8 protein-coding genes are annotated in these 14,684 nt (G+C 67.3%); 6 read left to right on the forward strand and 2 right to left on the reverse strand.

Translation table 11 applies throughout. The annotated features are described in order from the left end of the window. Positions 1–34: 34 nt before the first annotated feature. From C0R46_RS08350 to C0R46_RS08365, 4 genes are all read left to right on the forward strand, one after another. Positions 35–1,222: an ABC transporter permease gene (locus tag C0R46_RS08350; protein ID WP_102959121.1), complete on the forward strand. Its 1,188-nt coding sequence runs from the start codon at positions 35–37 to the stop codon at positions 1,220–1,222. Then, positions 1,203–2,054 carry an ABC transporter ATP-binding protein gene (locus tag C0R46_RS08355; RefSeq protein WP_102959122.1) on the forward strand — a complete coding sequence of 284 codons (852 nt, stop codon included), beginning with the start codon at positions 1,203–1,205 and terminating at the stop codon, positions 2,052–2,054. The genes C0R46_RS08350 and C0R46_RS08355 overlap by 20 nt, the downstream gene beginning before the upstream one ends. Continuing rightward, a complete protein-coding gene (locus C0R46_RS08360; RefSeq protein ID WP_102959123.1) occupies positions 2,054–3,967 on the forward strand; it encodes an MCE family protein in 1,914 nt (637 codons plus the stop codon). Before C0R46_RS08355 ends, C0R46_RS08360 begins: the two co-directional genes overlap by 1 nt. Positions 3,968–4,029: 62 nt before the next feature. Beyond that, positions 4,030–4,644, forward strand: a complete 615-nt coding sequence (locus C0R46_RS08365; protein ID WP_245413471.1) for an ABC-type transport auxiliary lipoprotein family protein — start codon at positions 4,030–4,032, stop codon at positions 4,642–4,644. Between the two features lie 46 nt (positions 4,645–4,690). On the opposite strand, the gene C0R46_RS08370 is transcribed toward C0R46_RS08365, so the two are convergent. Beyond that, entirely contained in the window at positions 4,691–5,194 is a 504-nt protein-coding gene (locus C0R46_RS08370; protein WP_157944588.1) for a lysozyme inhibitor LprI family protein, read from the reverse strand. 176 nt (positions 5,195–5,370) lie between these two features. Then, positions 5,371–13,212: an apolipoprotein A-IV repeat region-like domain-containing protein gene (locus C0R46_RS08375; protein WP_102959125.1), complete on the reverse strand. Its 7,842-nt coding sequence runs from the start codon at positions 13,210–13,212 to the stop codon at positions 5,371–5,373. A 436-nt stretch (positions 13,213–13,648) separates the two neighbouring features. On the opposite strand from C0R46_RS08375, the gene C0R46_RS08380 reads away from it, so the two are divergent. Both C0R46_RS08380 and C0R46_RS08385 read left to right on the forward strand, forming a co-directional pair. After that, positions 13,649–14,011, forward strand: coding sequence for an Hpt domain-containing protein (locus tag C0R46_RS08380; RefSeq protein WP_102959126.1), 363 nt, complete (start codon positions 13,649–13,651; stop codon positions 14,009–14,011). A gap of 219 nt (positions 14,012–14,230) precedes the next feature. Further along, positions 14,231–14,551, forward strand: a complete 321-nt coding sequence (locus tag C0R46_RS08385; protein ID WP_102959127.1) for a 2Fe-2S iron-sulfur cluster-binding protein — start codon at positions 14,231–14,233, stop codon at positions 14,549–14,551. The last annotated feature ends 133 nt before the right edge of the window (positions 14,552–14,684 follow it).

The raw sequence follows: 14,684 nt of genomic DNA on the forward strand, positions 1-14,684 counted from the left end.
TCGAGCGCCTCCGAATCAAGGTCAAGTCTGCCGCATGCTGGACACCGCACAAGCCGAGGCCATGGTCGACGGCGTCGCGCAGCCTTCGGCTGCGCCGCGCCTCGAGGCCGAAAAGGCCGACGGTGGTCTCGTGCTGAAGCTTGGCGGCGACTGGCTGGCCCGCACGATCGGATCGGTCGAGGCTCTTGTCGATGAAACCGCCAGCGCCGAGCTCGGACGGTCCGTCACCATGGACATGAGCGGCGTCGGCAAGGTGGACACCTCCGGTGCCTTCCTGATCGAGCGGCTGTCCACTGCGTTGAAGGCGCGCGATGTGGAGACGACGCTGGTCGGCGTCGAAGCCAAGGACGAGGCGCTGTTCGAGGCGGTGCGGCGTGCGTTGGCGCGCGAGCGGCCGGAACCTGTCACCGTCCGACAGTCCAGGGTCATCGCCGGCCTCGATTGGCTCGGCAGAAGCGTCGTCGGGATGAAGGACGAGATCATTGCCGGTCTCAACATCATCGGCGGCTCGATCTATGGCGCCGGCCGCCGGCTCACCGGCAAGACGCAGGTGCGGCCCGCCGCGATCTTCAACCAGATCGACCAGATGGGTGTGCGGGCCGTCCCGATCATCCTTCTGATGTCCTTCCTGATCGGCGGCATCATCGCGCAGCAGGGCGCCTTCCAGCTTCGCCGCTTTGGCGGAGAGGTCTATGCCGTGAACCTCGTCGGCATTCTGGTGCTGCGCGAGATCGGCGTGCTGTTGACCGCGATCATGATCGCCGGCCGCTCGGGGAGCGCCATCACCGCCGAGATCGGCTCGATGAAGATGCGCGAGGAGGTCGACGCGCTGCACGTCATCGGGCTCAACCCGATCGGCGTCCTCGTCTTCCCGCGTCTCGTCGCCCTGACGATCGCGCTGCCGCTGCTCTCGTTCATATCGAATCTGGCAGCCCTAGGCGGCGCCATGCTGACGCTGAAGCTTTATTCCGGCATCACGCCGGTGAACTTCGTCAACAACCTGCAATCCTCCGTCGACCTCTTCACCATCTTCTCCGGACTGATCAAGGCGCCGTTCATGGCGATCGTCATCGGCCTCATCGCCTCGCTCGAGGGCATGAAGGTCGGCGGCAGCGCCGAGAGCCTCGGCCTCCACGTCACCGCCTCGGTGGTGAAATCGATCTTCCTTGTCATCCTCATGGACGGCATTTTCGCGATTTTCTATGCCTCACTCGGACTCTGAACCACGCCCCGCCGCGGATGGCGCCCGCCGTAAACGAAGCGGCGGCGACGTCATCATCAGCGCCCGCGACGTCACGGTCGAGTTCGGATCGAAGACCGTGCTGGACGGGCTGTCGCTCGACGTGCGCCGCGGCGAAATCCTTGGCTTCGTCGGCGCGTCGGGCACCGGCAAGTCGGTGCTGCTGCGCACCATCCTCGGGCTCAACGCCAAGAAGAGCGGCACGATCGAGGTCTTCGGCATCGACTACGAGAAGGCCGACGACGACGAGCGTCTCTCGGTCGAGCAGCGCTGGGGCGTGCTCTTCCAACATGGTGCCCTGTTCTCCTCGCTGACGGTGCTGGAGAACATCGAGGTGCCGATGCGCGAATATCTCGATCTGTCGCCGTCGCTGATGCACGAACTGGCGCGGCTGAAGATCGACCTCGTCGGGCTGCAGCCGGACGCCGCCGACAAATACCCGGCCGAGCTCTCGGGCGGCATGATCAAGCGCGCGGCCCTGGCGCGGGCGCTGGCGCTCGATCCCGACATCGTCTTCCTCGATGAGCCGACCTCGGGTCTCGACCCGATCGGTGCAGCGGAATTCGACGAATTGATCATGACGCTGCGCGACACGCTCGGGCTCACCGTCTACATGGTGACACACGATCTCGACAGCCTCTACACCGCCTGCGATCGCATCGCAGTGCTCGGCCAGAAGCGTGTCCTCGTAGAGGGCTCGCTGGACGAGCTGCTCGCCTTCGACGATCCGTGGGTGCGTTCGTACTTCCACGGCAAGCGGGCCCGCAGCATCGACGTCACTGAAATGAACCAGCCGCCGCAAGGAGTCGCTTGATGGAAACCAAGGCGAACTACGTCCGCGTCGGCATCTTCACGCTCATCGTGCTCGTTCTGACCTTCGGCTTCACCTACTGGATGGTGTTCCAGGCCGACGGCAACGATCGCGTCCCGCTGCTCGTGCGCATCGAGGGATCGGTCACGGGGCTGCAGCAGGGCAGCCAGGTGCTCTTCAACGGCCTTCCGGTCGGCACCGTGACATCGCTGCGCATCGACAAGAACGATCCCAAGGTCGTGGTCGCCACGACGGCGGTCGATCCCGGCATTCCGATCCGGACCTCCACCAGCGCCAATATCGGCTTCCAGGGCCTGACCGGCTACGCCTTCGTCGAACTGAAGGGCGGCGACGTGGACGATCCCAATATTCTTGAGGTCAGCCGCGAGCAGGGAACCGTGCCGGTCATCACCGCCAATCCCTCCGACGTGACCGACATCCTGGCAACGGCGCGCGACATCGCAGAGCGCGCCAACAACATCCTTGCCCAGTTCGAGGGGATCGTCACCTCGGCGGGCCCGGATGTTCGCACCACCGTCGCCAACGTCGCCCAGACCTCGCGCAACGTCGAGACCTTCACCGCCAGCCTTGCTGCCAATTCGGACGGTGTGGACGCCTTCCTGAAGAACCTCTCCGAGCTTGCCGTCACCGTGAGGAACGTCGCCGAACGGCTGCCGGGCACGGTTGACGCGGTCACCCGTGTTGTCGAGGCGATCGACCCGGCCGCCGTGTCCACCACGGTGGCCAATGTCGCGGCGACGACGGACGCGATCCGAGCCCAGTCCGGCCGGATTGGGGAAGTCATGGACAATGTTGTGACGGCAGCGCGCAGCGTCGGCTCGATCGGCGACGCGGTGGCTCGCAACCAGGCCGGCATCGACCAGTTCCTCGGCAATATCGGTCCCATCTCCGAGACGGCAAAGAGCGTGGCGGCCAATCTCGACACGACGCTCAGCTCGGCCAGCACGGTGATCGCGGCCGTCGATCCTGCTCAGATTTCGTCCACCATCCGCAATATCGCTGATGTGAGTTCGACGATCAGCAGCCAGCGGGAGGCGATCGGCGACGTCATCACCAATGCCTCCGGCGCGACCAAGAACCTGAACGAACTGACGGCGACGCTGTCCGCCAATCGTGACAACATCAACAGCTTCATGGCGAGCCTCGGCCCGATCGCGGAGAATGCCAGCCAGGCCAGCACGCGCCTCAACGAGGTGCTGGATCAGGCGAACCAACTCGTCGCCTCGATCGACCGCAACCGAGTGAATGCGGTGATCGGCAACATCGACGACCTCACCGCGGCCCTGCGGGAGAAACGCACGGAAATCCAGTCGATCATCGACGGTGTCGATTCGACGGTGCTGACGCTCGACTCGACGCTGCGCGGCTTCAACGGCACGCGGCAGCGCGTCGATGCGCTGCTCGAGAGCGTCGATGCGCAGAAGGTGAACGGCGCCGTCGACGACGTGTCCCGTGCCGCTAACTCCATCGCCAGCATCACCGACGACATTGGGCGCCGGCGCGACGACATCAATGCGATCATCACCAACGTTCAGGAGACGAGCGCCAAGATCAACGCCGCCTCGAGCCGCATCGACGGGCTGCTCGTCTCGGTCGACAAGATGTTGAACAGCCCGGACGGGCAGAGCCTGACCAAGGAAGCCCGCGACACGCTGACAGCCATCCGCGAGACGGCGTTGTCGATCAAGGCGCAGGTCGGGCCGATTGGTACCAATCTGCAGAACTTTTCCGGTCAGGGCCTGCAGGAAGTCCGCGGGCTGGTGCGCAGCGTGACGCGCTCCGTCGAGCGTATCGAGGGTGCCGTGACGGACTTCTCCGAGAATCCGAGCAGGCTGATCTATGGCAGCGGCGGCAGCGGCGAGGTCAAGGAATTCAACGGGCGGACGCGGCGATGAGGGCGCGGCGCCTGGACGGACCTCAAGCGATCAACTTCGGATGTGATGCCGAAAAGGCAAAGATGACAGTGCAAAGGGTGAAGCGGATCATGCAGCCTGGCATGAAGGGGATTGTCGCTGGACTGCTGGCGCTGGGACTGGCCTCCTGTGCCAGCGGACCCGCTCCTGACACGTACGACATCGCGGCACCGAAGGTCGGGGCGAGTGCCCGTGGCAACTCGCGCGCGCAGGTGCTGATCCCGGAGCCGACGGCGATCAAGGCGCTCGACAGCGACAAGATCGTGGTCAAGCCGACCCCCTATACGGTGGAGAACCTCGGCAAGAGCCAGTGGAGCGACCGGCTGCCGAGGATGGTGCAGCTGCGCCTTCTCCAGGCCTTCGAGAACACCGGCCGGATCGGCGCCGTCGGCGTGCCCGGTCAAGGTCTTGCGATCGATTACCAGCTGGTGATGGAGATCCGGCGCTTCGAGATCGCCGCAGGCGGCGCGAACAGCGCGGTCGTCGAGATCTCGGTGAAGGCCCTCAACGACCGCAACGGAACAGTCGTCAAGACCCGTATCTTCAAGGACGAGGTGCCGGTGTCCGCCGCTTCCAACGCCGATTATGTGACGGCGTTGAATCGCGCCTTCGAGCGCGTCTCAAGCGACATCGTCAGCTGGACGCTGGGACTGATCTGATCCAGCTCGTCGCAGGCGGGCCGGTTCCAATCCGGCCCTCGGCACTTCAGTACTGATCGTCGCCGAGATCGATGGCACGCGTCGCCGTCATCTCGAGCTGGCAGGCCGAGGCAACGTTGGTGCGGATCGTCCCATCCTTGGCAACTTCGTAGAGGCGGTCGCACTCGGCGTCGCGATATGCGATCCAGGCTCGCTGCGCCTTGACGAGATCGTCGGCCGCGACCGCGCTTTCATCATCAGCGGCCTTGCGATCGGCGTCGATCTCCTTGGCCGTCTCCAGCGTCGTGGCATAGCGCTCGTTCAAAAGGACGTCCCAAGCCTCGGTCTCGCTCCCCAAGCAGGCGTCGACACCCTGCGTTGACGAGCCGTCCGGCTCATCCTGGCATGGATTCGAGACGATCCCGATGCAGCTGCGGGGATCGTCCGCGGCCGTCTCCAGACATTGTCTCACCGTCGCAAGCGTCTTTGCCGCATCGCTTTCGGCTGCCAGTGCCGCATCGCCCGAAACGACAAGACAGGCCGCGGCGATGATGAGGACGAGTTCGCGCACGATGACAACTCCGCAGGGAACGACAGGCGGCCAATCTGACGCGCATCCCTGATACCCGCAAGATGCCGGAGACTGGCCGGCTCTCTGCCGAACCAGCTCCATGCTGCCATCACGGAAACGAAAAGGGGCGGCTCTGGAGAGCCGCCCCTACATTCGTCCAGCGATGGTTCGAGCCGTCAGGCGTCGAAGCGGCCCGACGCATGCGCCAGCATGGTGTAGACCTTGCCGGTATCGGAGGTGAGGTAGGTCCGCGTCAGCGCGTTATCGGGATCCTTGCGGGCGACATCGGATAGCAGCATCTCGAAGTCTGAGATGTAGCGGTCCACCGCGCCCCGGAACTCGCCGTCGCGCTGGTACTTGCGGCGGATCTCGTCGAAGGTCTGCTGCCCCTTCATCGTATAGAGGCGGCGGGTGAAGACGTTGCGCTCGCCACGCCGGTAGCGATCCCAAAGCTCCACCGAGGCATTGTGATCGATCGCCCGGGCGATATCCACCGACAATGAGTTCAGCGATTCCACGACGTGGTCCGGCGAGCGATCCGCCGGAGGCTGGGCCGCCGGTGCGGCAGGCGCTGCCGCCTGACGCGGCTGCGGAGCCGCCGGTGCCGTGCGCTCGGCGGCCTCGGCCTCCTCGCGAGAGGCGCGCCGCAGCAGATCCGACACCCATCCGCCGCCGCGAGCACCGCCGGCATCGCCGGTGGTGCGGCTCGGCGCCGGAGCGGAAGCCGGAGCGGGCGCCTCGGCCCGCCGCTCGACCGGCGCGGCCGGACGCGGCTGCTGCAAGGCCGTCGGACGCTCAGGTCCGTAGCTGGAGCGCATGTCGCGGGCAAGATTGCCGTCGGTCATCATCGACCCGGCAATGCGCGCCTGGTCCTCGCTGTCTTCATCCTCGAAGACCTCCGGGACGCGCGCCTCGCTGCGGAAGGGTTCCTGCCGCTCCGGCCGCTGTGGTGCGAGGCTGCGGGCGGTGTCGGCATAAGACCGCGGCTGTGCGGCCGTCGCACGAACTTCGGCCCGGGCACGTGGCGCTTCCGACGCCGTACGCCGCTGGCCGATGTCGAAGGCGCGCCCGGACTGGGAAACGACTTCCGACAGGTCGCGGAGCGCCCGGATCTGGTCGGACACCGCACGACGCATCGCCTCGGCGCTTTCGCGCGTCTCCTCCGGCAGCTCGAAGACGCCACGCTTGATCTCGCCGCGGGTCTCGTCGAGCTCCTTGCGGATTTCGCCGGCCATGCGGCGCAGCTCGTCCGTCGCGCCTTCGAAGCGGGCGGTCGCATCCTCGACCACGGCCTGGATCGCCTCGCGGATCTCGGTGGCGGTGGCGCGCGAGCGCTCCTCCACTTCGTCGAGCTGCTTGCCGGTTTCGCCGAGCGAGGAGCCGATCTCCGTCGACAGCTGCGAGGACAGAAGACGCGAGCGCTGCTCGGTGCGGTCGAAGAGGCCGGTAATGACCTCCTCGAAGGAGTGCATCAGAGCGCCGATCTCTTCGGAGCGCTGCACCAGGCCGGTGGAGAGCTCCTCCAGGCTGCCGCGGCGCTCTTCCAGGCTGGTCTGCAGGTTCGACTGTGCCGACTCCAGGAGACCCGCCGCGTCGGTGAGCGTCGCGCCGTGCTGCTGGAACTTGTCCGCCATGGCCGCGACCTTAGAGAAGGCACTGCTAGCGAGCTGATCCAGCTTGCTGATGTTGCCATCAAGAAGGCGGGAGGTCAGCGAGATCGAGTTCGATGCCTGCTCCGCGCCCTCGGTGAAGCGTGTGCTGGCATCGCGCAGCGTCGTGTCGATGGCGCCGAGATTGCCCGCCGCCTCCTCGACAAGGCCGCGAAGCGAACTCGTCGACTGCGATAGGCGGCCGATCAGCGTGTTGACGTTGCGCGACAGCTCGTCACGCATTTCGGCAACGGCGCCGATGGCGACGGAGGTCTTGTCGTCGAGAGCGGTCAGGATGTCGGCCGAGGACTGGCCGAGCACCTCGACGGTTTCGTTGGCACGGCGGGTGAGCGCCGACAGGATCGCGGCGTTCTCCGTGCGCAGCCGCTCGGCGACGAGGCGTGAGCTCTCCTCGATGCGCACGACGGCGTCCGCGCCGCTCTGCGCAAGGCGGTCGACCACCGGCCGAGCCTCCTCGTCCAGAAGGCGGCTGATCTCGGCGCTGCGCCCGGCGAGCATCTCGTTGAGCTCGCGGGTACGGGCATCTAGATCCTCGGAGAGCGAACGTGTGCTCGCGGCGATCTCGCGCTCCGACTGGGAGACGCGGCCGGCGATCTCGTCACCAAAGGATCCGACGCTCTCCAGAAGCTGCTCGCGGGCACGGTCAGCCTCGACACGCATCGTGCCCTGGACACGCGCCAGCTGGTCGGCGACCTCGCCGGCCTGCTCGAAGATCGCTTCGCGGGCACGGTCGGCCTCGACGCGGATCGTGCCCGGCACGAGCGCCAGCTGGTTGGCGACTTCGCCCGCCTGCTCGATGATCGCTTCACGGGCGCGGTGTGCCTCGGAGCGGATCGTGTCGGGCACCAGCGCCAGCTGGTTGGCGACCTCGCCGGCCTGCTCGATGATCGCTTCACGGGCGCGGCCGGCCTCGGAGCGGATCGTTTCAGGCACGAGCGCTAGCTGGTTGGCGACCTCGCCGGCCTGCTCGATGATCGCCTCGCGAGCGCGTTCGACCTCGGAGCGGATGGTGACCGGCACCCGGGCCAGCTGGTCGGCGACCTCGCCGGTCTGTGCCAGGATCGCATCGCGGGCCCTGTCAGCCTCGACGCGGATGGTGCTCGGCACCCCGGCGAGTTGATTGGCGACCTCGCCGGCCTGCTCGATCATCGCTTCGCGCGCGCGCTCGGCGTCGCGCAGCAGAACTTCCGATGCGCCGGAGACATCGCTGCGCAGCCGATCGGCGACGCCGACCAGTTCATTGCGCAGCGTATCGGAGGCGCCGGAGACTTCCTGCCGGATTGCCGCGGCAGCCTCTTCCAGGTCGCGCCGGAGCGTCACGGAGGAGGAGCCGAGCAGATCGGCAAGCTGCGTCGACACGCCGGACAAGCCGTCGGCGAAACGGCTCGCCCGCTCCTCCAGCGTACCGGCGGCACGATCGGCCTCGTCGCGCATGCGGAGCGCCGCATCGGAGAGGAGCGCTGCAAAGCCGTCGGTGTTTTCGCCCAGCACCGAACGGACCTCGTCGGTACGGTCGCGCAGCAATGCTGCGGCGGCCTCCACCTGAGTCGCGATGGCGCCGGCGTCCGCCATGAACTGCTCGCGGGACGTATGACCGGCATTGCGCAGGCGGTCCGCCGCTTCGGCGAACTGCGCACCGAGCGCCTCCGACTGGCGGGCGAGCTCCTGGCGCGCCTCGTCGGCATCAGCGCGCAGGCGGCCGCCGAATTCGTTGAAGCCGCCGGCAAAATCCTCGACCAGAGAGCCGAGACGCTCGCGTGCCGCCTCGACCTCACTGCGCATCAGCATCGCCGCGCCGCTGAGACGATCGGCAAAGGCCGCGCCGTCGCCGGCGAGATCGCCACGCACCTGATCCGCCTCGCGGCGCATCAGACCGGCGACCTCGGCGAGTTCGGTGACGAAGTCGCGGGCGATCGCGGTAAGGCGTTCGCGCGCCTGATCGGCCTCCGAGCGCAGCGCCAGCGAGGCGCCGCCGATCTGGCTGACGAAGGTGGAGCCTTCGGCAGCGATGCCGCCGCGGGCCTCTTCGGCTTCCTTGCGCATCTGTGCCGACATGCGGCGGATGCTGTCTGCGAGACCCTCGGCATCGGTGGTGAAGCGCATGTGCGACTGGTCGGCGATGGTGCGGATGACGTCCGCCGCCTTGCCGATGCTCTCGGCAATGTGCTCGCCCTCTTCGGACAGATCGCCTCGGGCGCGTTCGGCGCGCGCGGTGAGATCGCCGGCGATCGCCTGCAGGCGTTCCGACAGGCGCTCGGCCTCCGCGGCGATGCGCGAGCGTGCATCCTCGCCGGCCCGTTCGAACAGCGAGCCGAGACCGGCAACGCTCGCCGCGATCTTGCGGCTCTCGTTCTCCAGCGCGCGGCGGGCCTCCTCGGCCTCGCCGGCCATGGAAGCAGTGACGGTCGCGATCGTCTGGCGCAGCGTATCGGCAATGGCGGCCGTGCGCTTGTTCAGCGTCGTGTCGACATTGCCAAGGCCCCGCTCCAGCGCGACCGAGATTGCGGTGGTGCGCTGATCGAATGCCTCGGTGAGAGCCGACGTGCCGGTCGACAGCGTCTCGGCCAGTTCGTCGCGGCGCAGCTCCAGCGTGCGGCTGACGCCGCCGACGCTTTGCTCCATTGCCCGGCGAACGTCGTCGGCGCGGTCCTCAAGCGTCGCGGCAGCCGAGCGAGCGGCTTCGTCGATGATGCCGGCGAGGCTGTCGCGGCGCTCTTCCAGGGCGGCGGCGAGGCGCAGATCGGCCTCGAACAGCGCATCCGAGATGCCGGCGACGCGCTCGTCCATGACCTCGGCGATCGAGAGGCGGCCGCGCTGCAACTCCTCGCCGATGCGGGCGGTGCGCTCGTCGAGCCCGTTGAGAAGGCTGTTGTCGGCACCATCCACCACGCCGTGGAGCACCTGCATGCGCTGGTCGAGACCATCGAGAAGGACGCTGCGCGCTTCCTCGATCATGGCCCGCAGATCCTCCGCGCGCGTCTGGAGACCATCGCCCAGAGCGCCGGTGCGCTCGCCCAGCTCAGTGGCCAGGCGGTCGATGCGCTCGTCGATGGAGGACAGAAGGCCGGCACGGGTGTCGTCAACCATGGAGCGGATGAGGGTCGCGCGGCGATCCATCTCTTCCGTGAGATCGGCCGTGCGACGGTCGAGGTCGCCGACGACGAGGTCGCGCGAGCTTTCAACAGCCTCGCGCAGGGTGACGATGCGCGCCGCCAGCTCGTCCGTCACGCGGCCGACCGCGTCGTCGAAGCCGCCGGAGATGCCGGCGAACTGATCGGCAAGGCCGCTCGACAGGAGCGCGCCGCGCTCGTCGAGGGCCCGGATCAGACCGCCCGTCCGCTCATCGACGTCGTCGACAAGGCGATTGGTGCGTTCATCGAGCCCGCCGAGCAACTGTGCCGAGCGCTGGTCGACCGCATCACCGAGGACGCCGGCGCGCTCCGAGAGGAGGCGGCCGATCGCATCAATGCGCCGGTCGATGCCGTTGATGAGGTCGTCACGGCCTTCCTCAACCAGCGCGGCCATCGCGGCCTTGCGCTCGTCGAGGAGGCTGGCAAGGCTGCCGACGGCCTCGTTCATGCCGACCTGGATCGAGCCTTCGGCGCCGCCGAGCAGCATCTGCAGCCGCTCGACATTCTCGTCGATGGCGCGCGTGATGGCGTTGCCGCGTTCGTCGAGGCTGCCGAGAAGGTTCTGGTGCGAGAAGGCCAGGGCCGCCTCGATATCGTCCGAACGGCCGGCCAGCGTTCCATCGAGGCCGGCGAGCTGACCCTCGATCGTGGTGATGAAGCGTTCGGTACCGGCGGCCACGGCTTCCTCGATGCCGCGCTGACGGGCATCCAGAAGTTCGGTCAGCCGTCCGAGCGTATCGCCCAAACCGGTTTCGAGACGCTCGGCGCGCTCGCTGAGCGCCGTGATGCGGTCGGCCGTCGCCGCTTCCAGGCTGCCGAGGCGGCCGTCGAGCGTTTCGGTGATGTCGCGGCCGCGCTCATCCATGACGTTTCGGAACAGCGTGATGCGATCGTCCAAGGCCGAGCGGACGTCGGCGGAACGGGCGTCGAGCATGTCGACGATGTCGCGGCCACGCTCGTCCATGAGGCTGCGGAACAGCGTGATCCGCTCGTCGAGGGACGCGCGAATATCGGCCGCGCGGCTATCGAGCGTTTCGGTGATGTCACGGCCGCTCTCGTCCATGAGGCCGCGGAACAGCGTGATGCGATCATCGAGCGTCGCGCGGATATCCGCCGTGCGGGCGTCGAGCGTCGTCGCAGCATTCTGCAGCGCATCGGCTGCCGTCAGAGCAAGATCGGACTGGCCGGTGGCAAAAGCCTGACCGATCTCGCGGGTGCGGTCCGAGAGGGTGCGGGCGAATTCCAGCGAACGCTGCTGCAGCGCCTCGGTGATGCGGTCGGTGGATCGGTCGATGGCCGATGCCCGGCTGTCAATGGCGGAAACGAGGGCGCCGCCGCGCTCCGTCAGCGCCGTTTCCAGCGACTGGAGCTTGCTGTCGAGACCGCCGATCGCGTCGGAGCCGGTGTCGGACAGGAGGCGCGACACGCGTTCGCCGCGCTCCTCAAGCCCCTCGAGCAAGCGCGAGCCTTCCAGCTCCAGCGTGATCGCGCGGCTATCCACTGCCTCCGAAAGGCCGGCCAGGAAGGCGCCATTGCGCGCTTCGAAGGCCTGCAGCCGGTCGTCCAGCGTGCCGCTGAGGCGCTCAAGGAACAGGCGGCCGTCCTCGTCGAGACTGCGGCTGCGCGTGTCGAGCGCCTCAGTGATGGCGCGGCCCGTGTCGTGCAGGCGTGTTTCGAGCTCGGCGGCGAGCTGCTGAACGCCATCGGTGGTCAGCTGCAGCCGCTCGGCTGCCGTATCGGCGGATCCGGCGATGCGCGCGATCAGCGCCTCGCTGCTGGCCTGCAGCCGCTCGTCGGCCTCACGGCTGCGGGCCTCGAACAGAGCGACCAGGCTCTCGCTGCGCTCGCCATAAGAGCGCGCCAACTCATCGCCGCGCTCGGCGAGAAGGGCGTTGAAGCGGTGGGAAGCATCCTCGATGCGCTGCAGGATCTGCTCGGAGGCCTGGTCGACATCGGCGACCAGGCGCTGATGCGAGCCGACGACCGACGAGCGCAGGCGCTCGGCATGTGACAGCATCGCCTCGCGCTCGCTGCCGAGATCGCGCACCAGGGCGCGGATCTTCACCTCGTTGTCGGCATAGGCGCGTTCGAGAGCGGCGACTTCGGAATGAACGATCGACTCCAGCTCGGAGGTGCGGCCGAGCGCACGCTCGACGCCTTCGCCAAGCGCGGCGACCTCGCGGCGGATCGCCTGGCCGACGCTCATCACGCGCTCGGTTGCGACGGATTCCGGCTCGGCAAGACGCAGCGCCACCTCCGCCATGGAACGGCTCATCAGCCGGAGATCGGCGGAGCGGCGGATCATCACGGCGAAGGCAAAGATCAGCATCACCGGCACGGCCGCTGTCGCAGCCAGAAGCGCGGCATCGAAGGCCGTGTCGGCATCCGACAGGTTCTGCGGCAGGTCGATGAGGTCCATGCCCCAGAGGCTGGCAGCAGCCCAACCGACAAGAGCGATCCAGCTGACGGACACGCCGAGCGCAATCCAGATGGGCGTGCGCGAGGCGCGGCGCGACAAGAGCGCCTGCGCCATCACCGAGGTGCGGCGCTGCTCGTCATTGGCCGCCTGCTGGCGGCGGGCACGCGCATCGGCCTCCGAGGCGGGGCCGTTCGCGGCTGCGGGCGCCGCCGCCGGCGCGGCAGACGGACCACGGGCATTGGCGGCATTGGCACCAAGGCCGGGCAGGGGCTGGGTGGTAGCGCGGCCCTCGCCGATGAACGGGTTGGCGGAGGGCGCCGAAGCCGTAGAGGCGGCAGCCTGTGCGGCCGCCGCTGCCGCCGCGACGCCGGTAAAGGCGCCGCCGGCCGGCGCGAACACCGGGCCGGTCGTGCCGGTGCCGAGCACACGCTCGGGCACGGCCTCGTATTCGGTCTGGGCAACGGCATGTGGAACCGCGCCGGCGCTGGCCGAGGCGGCGAGCGCCTCGTCCTCCATCAAGGCCGCGGCGATCGCATCGGCTGCCTCATCGCCGGCCATCTCCTCGCGCAGCGTGTCGGCCGCTTCCTCGACGCGCCGATCGAAGTCCTCGAAGGCGAAGTCGATCTCGATGTCGTCGGGCGTCAGGCTTTCGGTCTCGATGTGCCCCGCCGCGGAACCCTCGGCGGTCGCCATCGGCGGCTCGCCGGTTTCTTCGTCCAGAAAGTCGATCTTCAGAGCTTCCTCGAGCTCGCTGACCGCATCGTCGGAGAGAAGATCGTTTGTCTTGGTCTTCGCCATATCGCCGTCGAGCCTCGATACTCGTTACTTCGGACCACGTCCGCTGAGGTTCATCTTCGCCGCCATCGTGCCTGCGGCGAAAACGGGGTCATGGTCGGTACCGGCAATCCTGGATGAATCGATGGCCGGCACTTTCGCACTGAACATGCTAGTTAGGGGGGCGATCGAAAGAAACCGTAAAACCGCCCGATCCTTACAAGTTTAAACATAAGGTTAACGATAGCGGCGGAAAGTCGCGGATTTGCGAGCGCTATCCCCTATAGGACAGGGGTTGCACGATCGGCAGACTCGTTAACGCCGATGCCGGTCGACGCAATCCTGTGCGACGCCTCAACCAATCCTACACCAAGCTTCGCCATGATCGAAGTGGATTGGTCTTACTGTGTCCACAACTCGGACGGACAGAGAGGCCAGAAACGATCTGAGGCGGTGTTGCATGGCGGTTGCGGCAGTTGAGAGCGATTATCCGGACGCAGCGGCCGAGGCCGGGCCGTCCCGGGCCCGGCCAGTGGATCTCGTGCATCTGGCCCGTCAAAGCTATGGCGACCGGACGCTGGAGCGCGACGTTCTTGCAATCCTCTCGCGCCAGATCGCCGCGGCCGCGCCGCGGCTCGCTCTCGTCAACCCCGATGAGAGGCGCCAGATCGCCCACAAGCTGCGCGGTGCGGCCCTGAGTGTCGGCGCCTTTCCGCTGGCCGACGCCGCCGACGACGTGGAGAGCATGCCGGACGATGCAGCCGCTCTGCTGGCGCTGATCGGCGAGATCGACCGCACGCGCCGCTTCATCGAGAACCTTTAGGACCCTCACATAGAAGGCTTCGGGCACGGCGCACATGACTGTGCCGGCTGCATCCGACGTCGCGGGCGCCTGAAGCCGCTGCCGCCCAGCTTTGTGTATTGGTGAGACTGGCGGACCCGCTTGCTGCCCTGATCCGGTTGACTTCGCCCCGGCTATGTCCATAACCGGGGCGCCGGCACCTTCCGCCGGCGAGCTTCCCCAGCCGAAGTCTTTTCCGCGATGACCCAGATCACCTTCGTCGCCTTCGACGGGACCCGCTACGACATCGATGCGCAGAACGGTTCCACGGCTATGGAAAACGCCGTGCGCAACGCCGTTCCCGGTATCGACGCCGAATGCGGCGGCGCCTGTGCCTGCGCGACCTGCCACGTCTATGTCGGGGAGGAGTGGAAGGAGATCGTCGGCGAGCCGGAGCCGATGGAGGAGGACATGCTGGACTTCGCCTATGACGTCCGCCCGAACTCCCGCCTGTCCTGCCAGATCAAGATCCGGGACGAGCTCGACGGGCTCGTCATGACTGTGCCCGAGCGGCAGAGCTGACGGGGCCGTTCTTCGAAGCAGCGGCCTCACGCAAACCTAAACTCCGGCACCTGCGAGATTTGGATCGGCTTGGCTCGAACTAAGACCGCTGACGGGGGATGCCTCTGGCGCATGGTTCGCCCCGCCGGCTTGG

This window comes from Mangrovicella endophytica (genome assembly GCF_002893625.1).
Classification (GTDB): Bacteria; Pseudomonadota; Alphaproteobacteria; order Rhizobiales; family Rhizobiaceae; genus Mangrovicella; species Mangrovicella endophytica.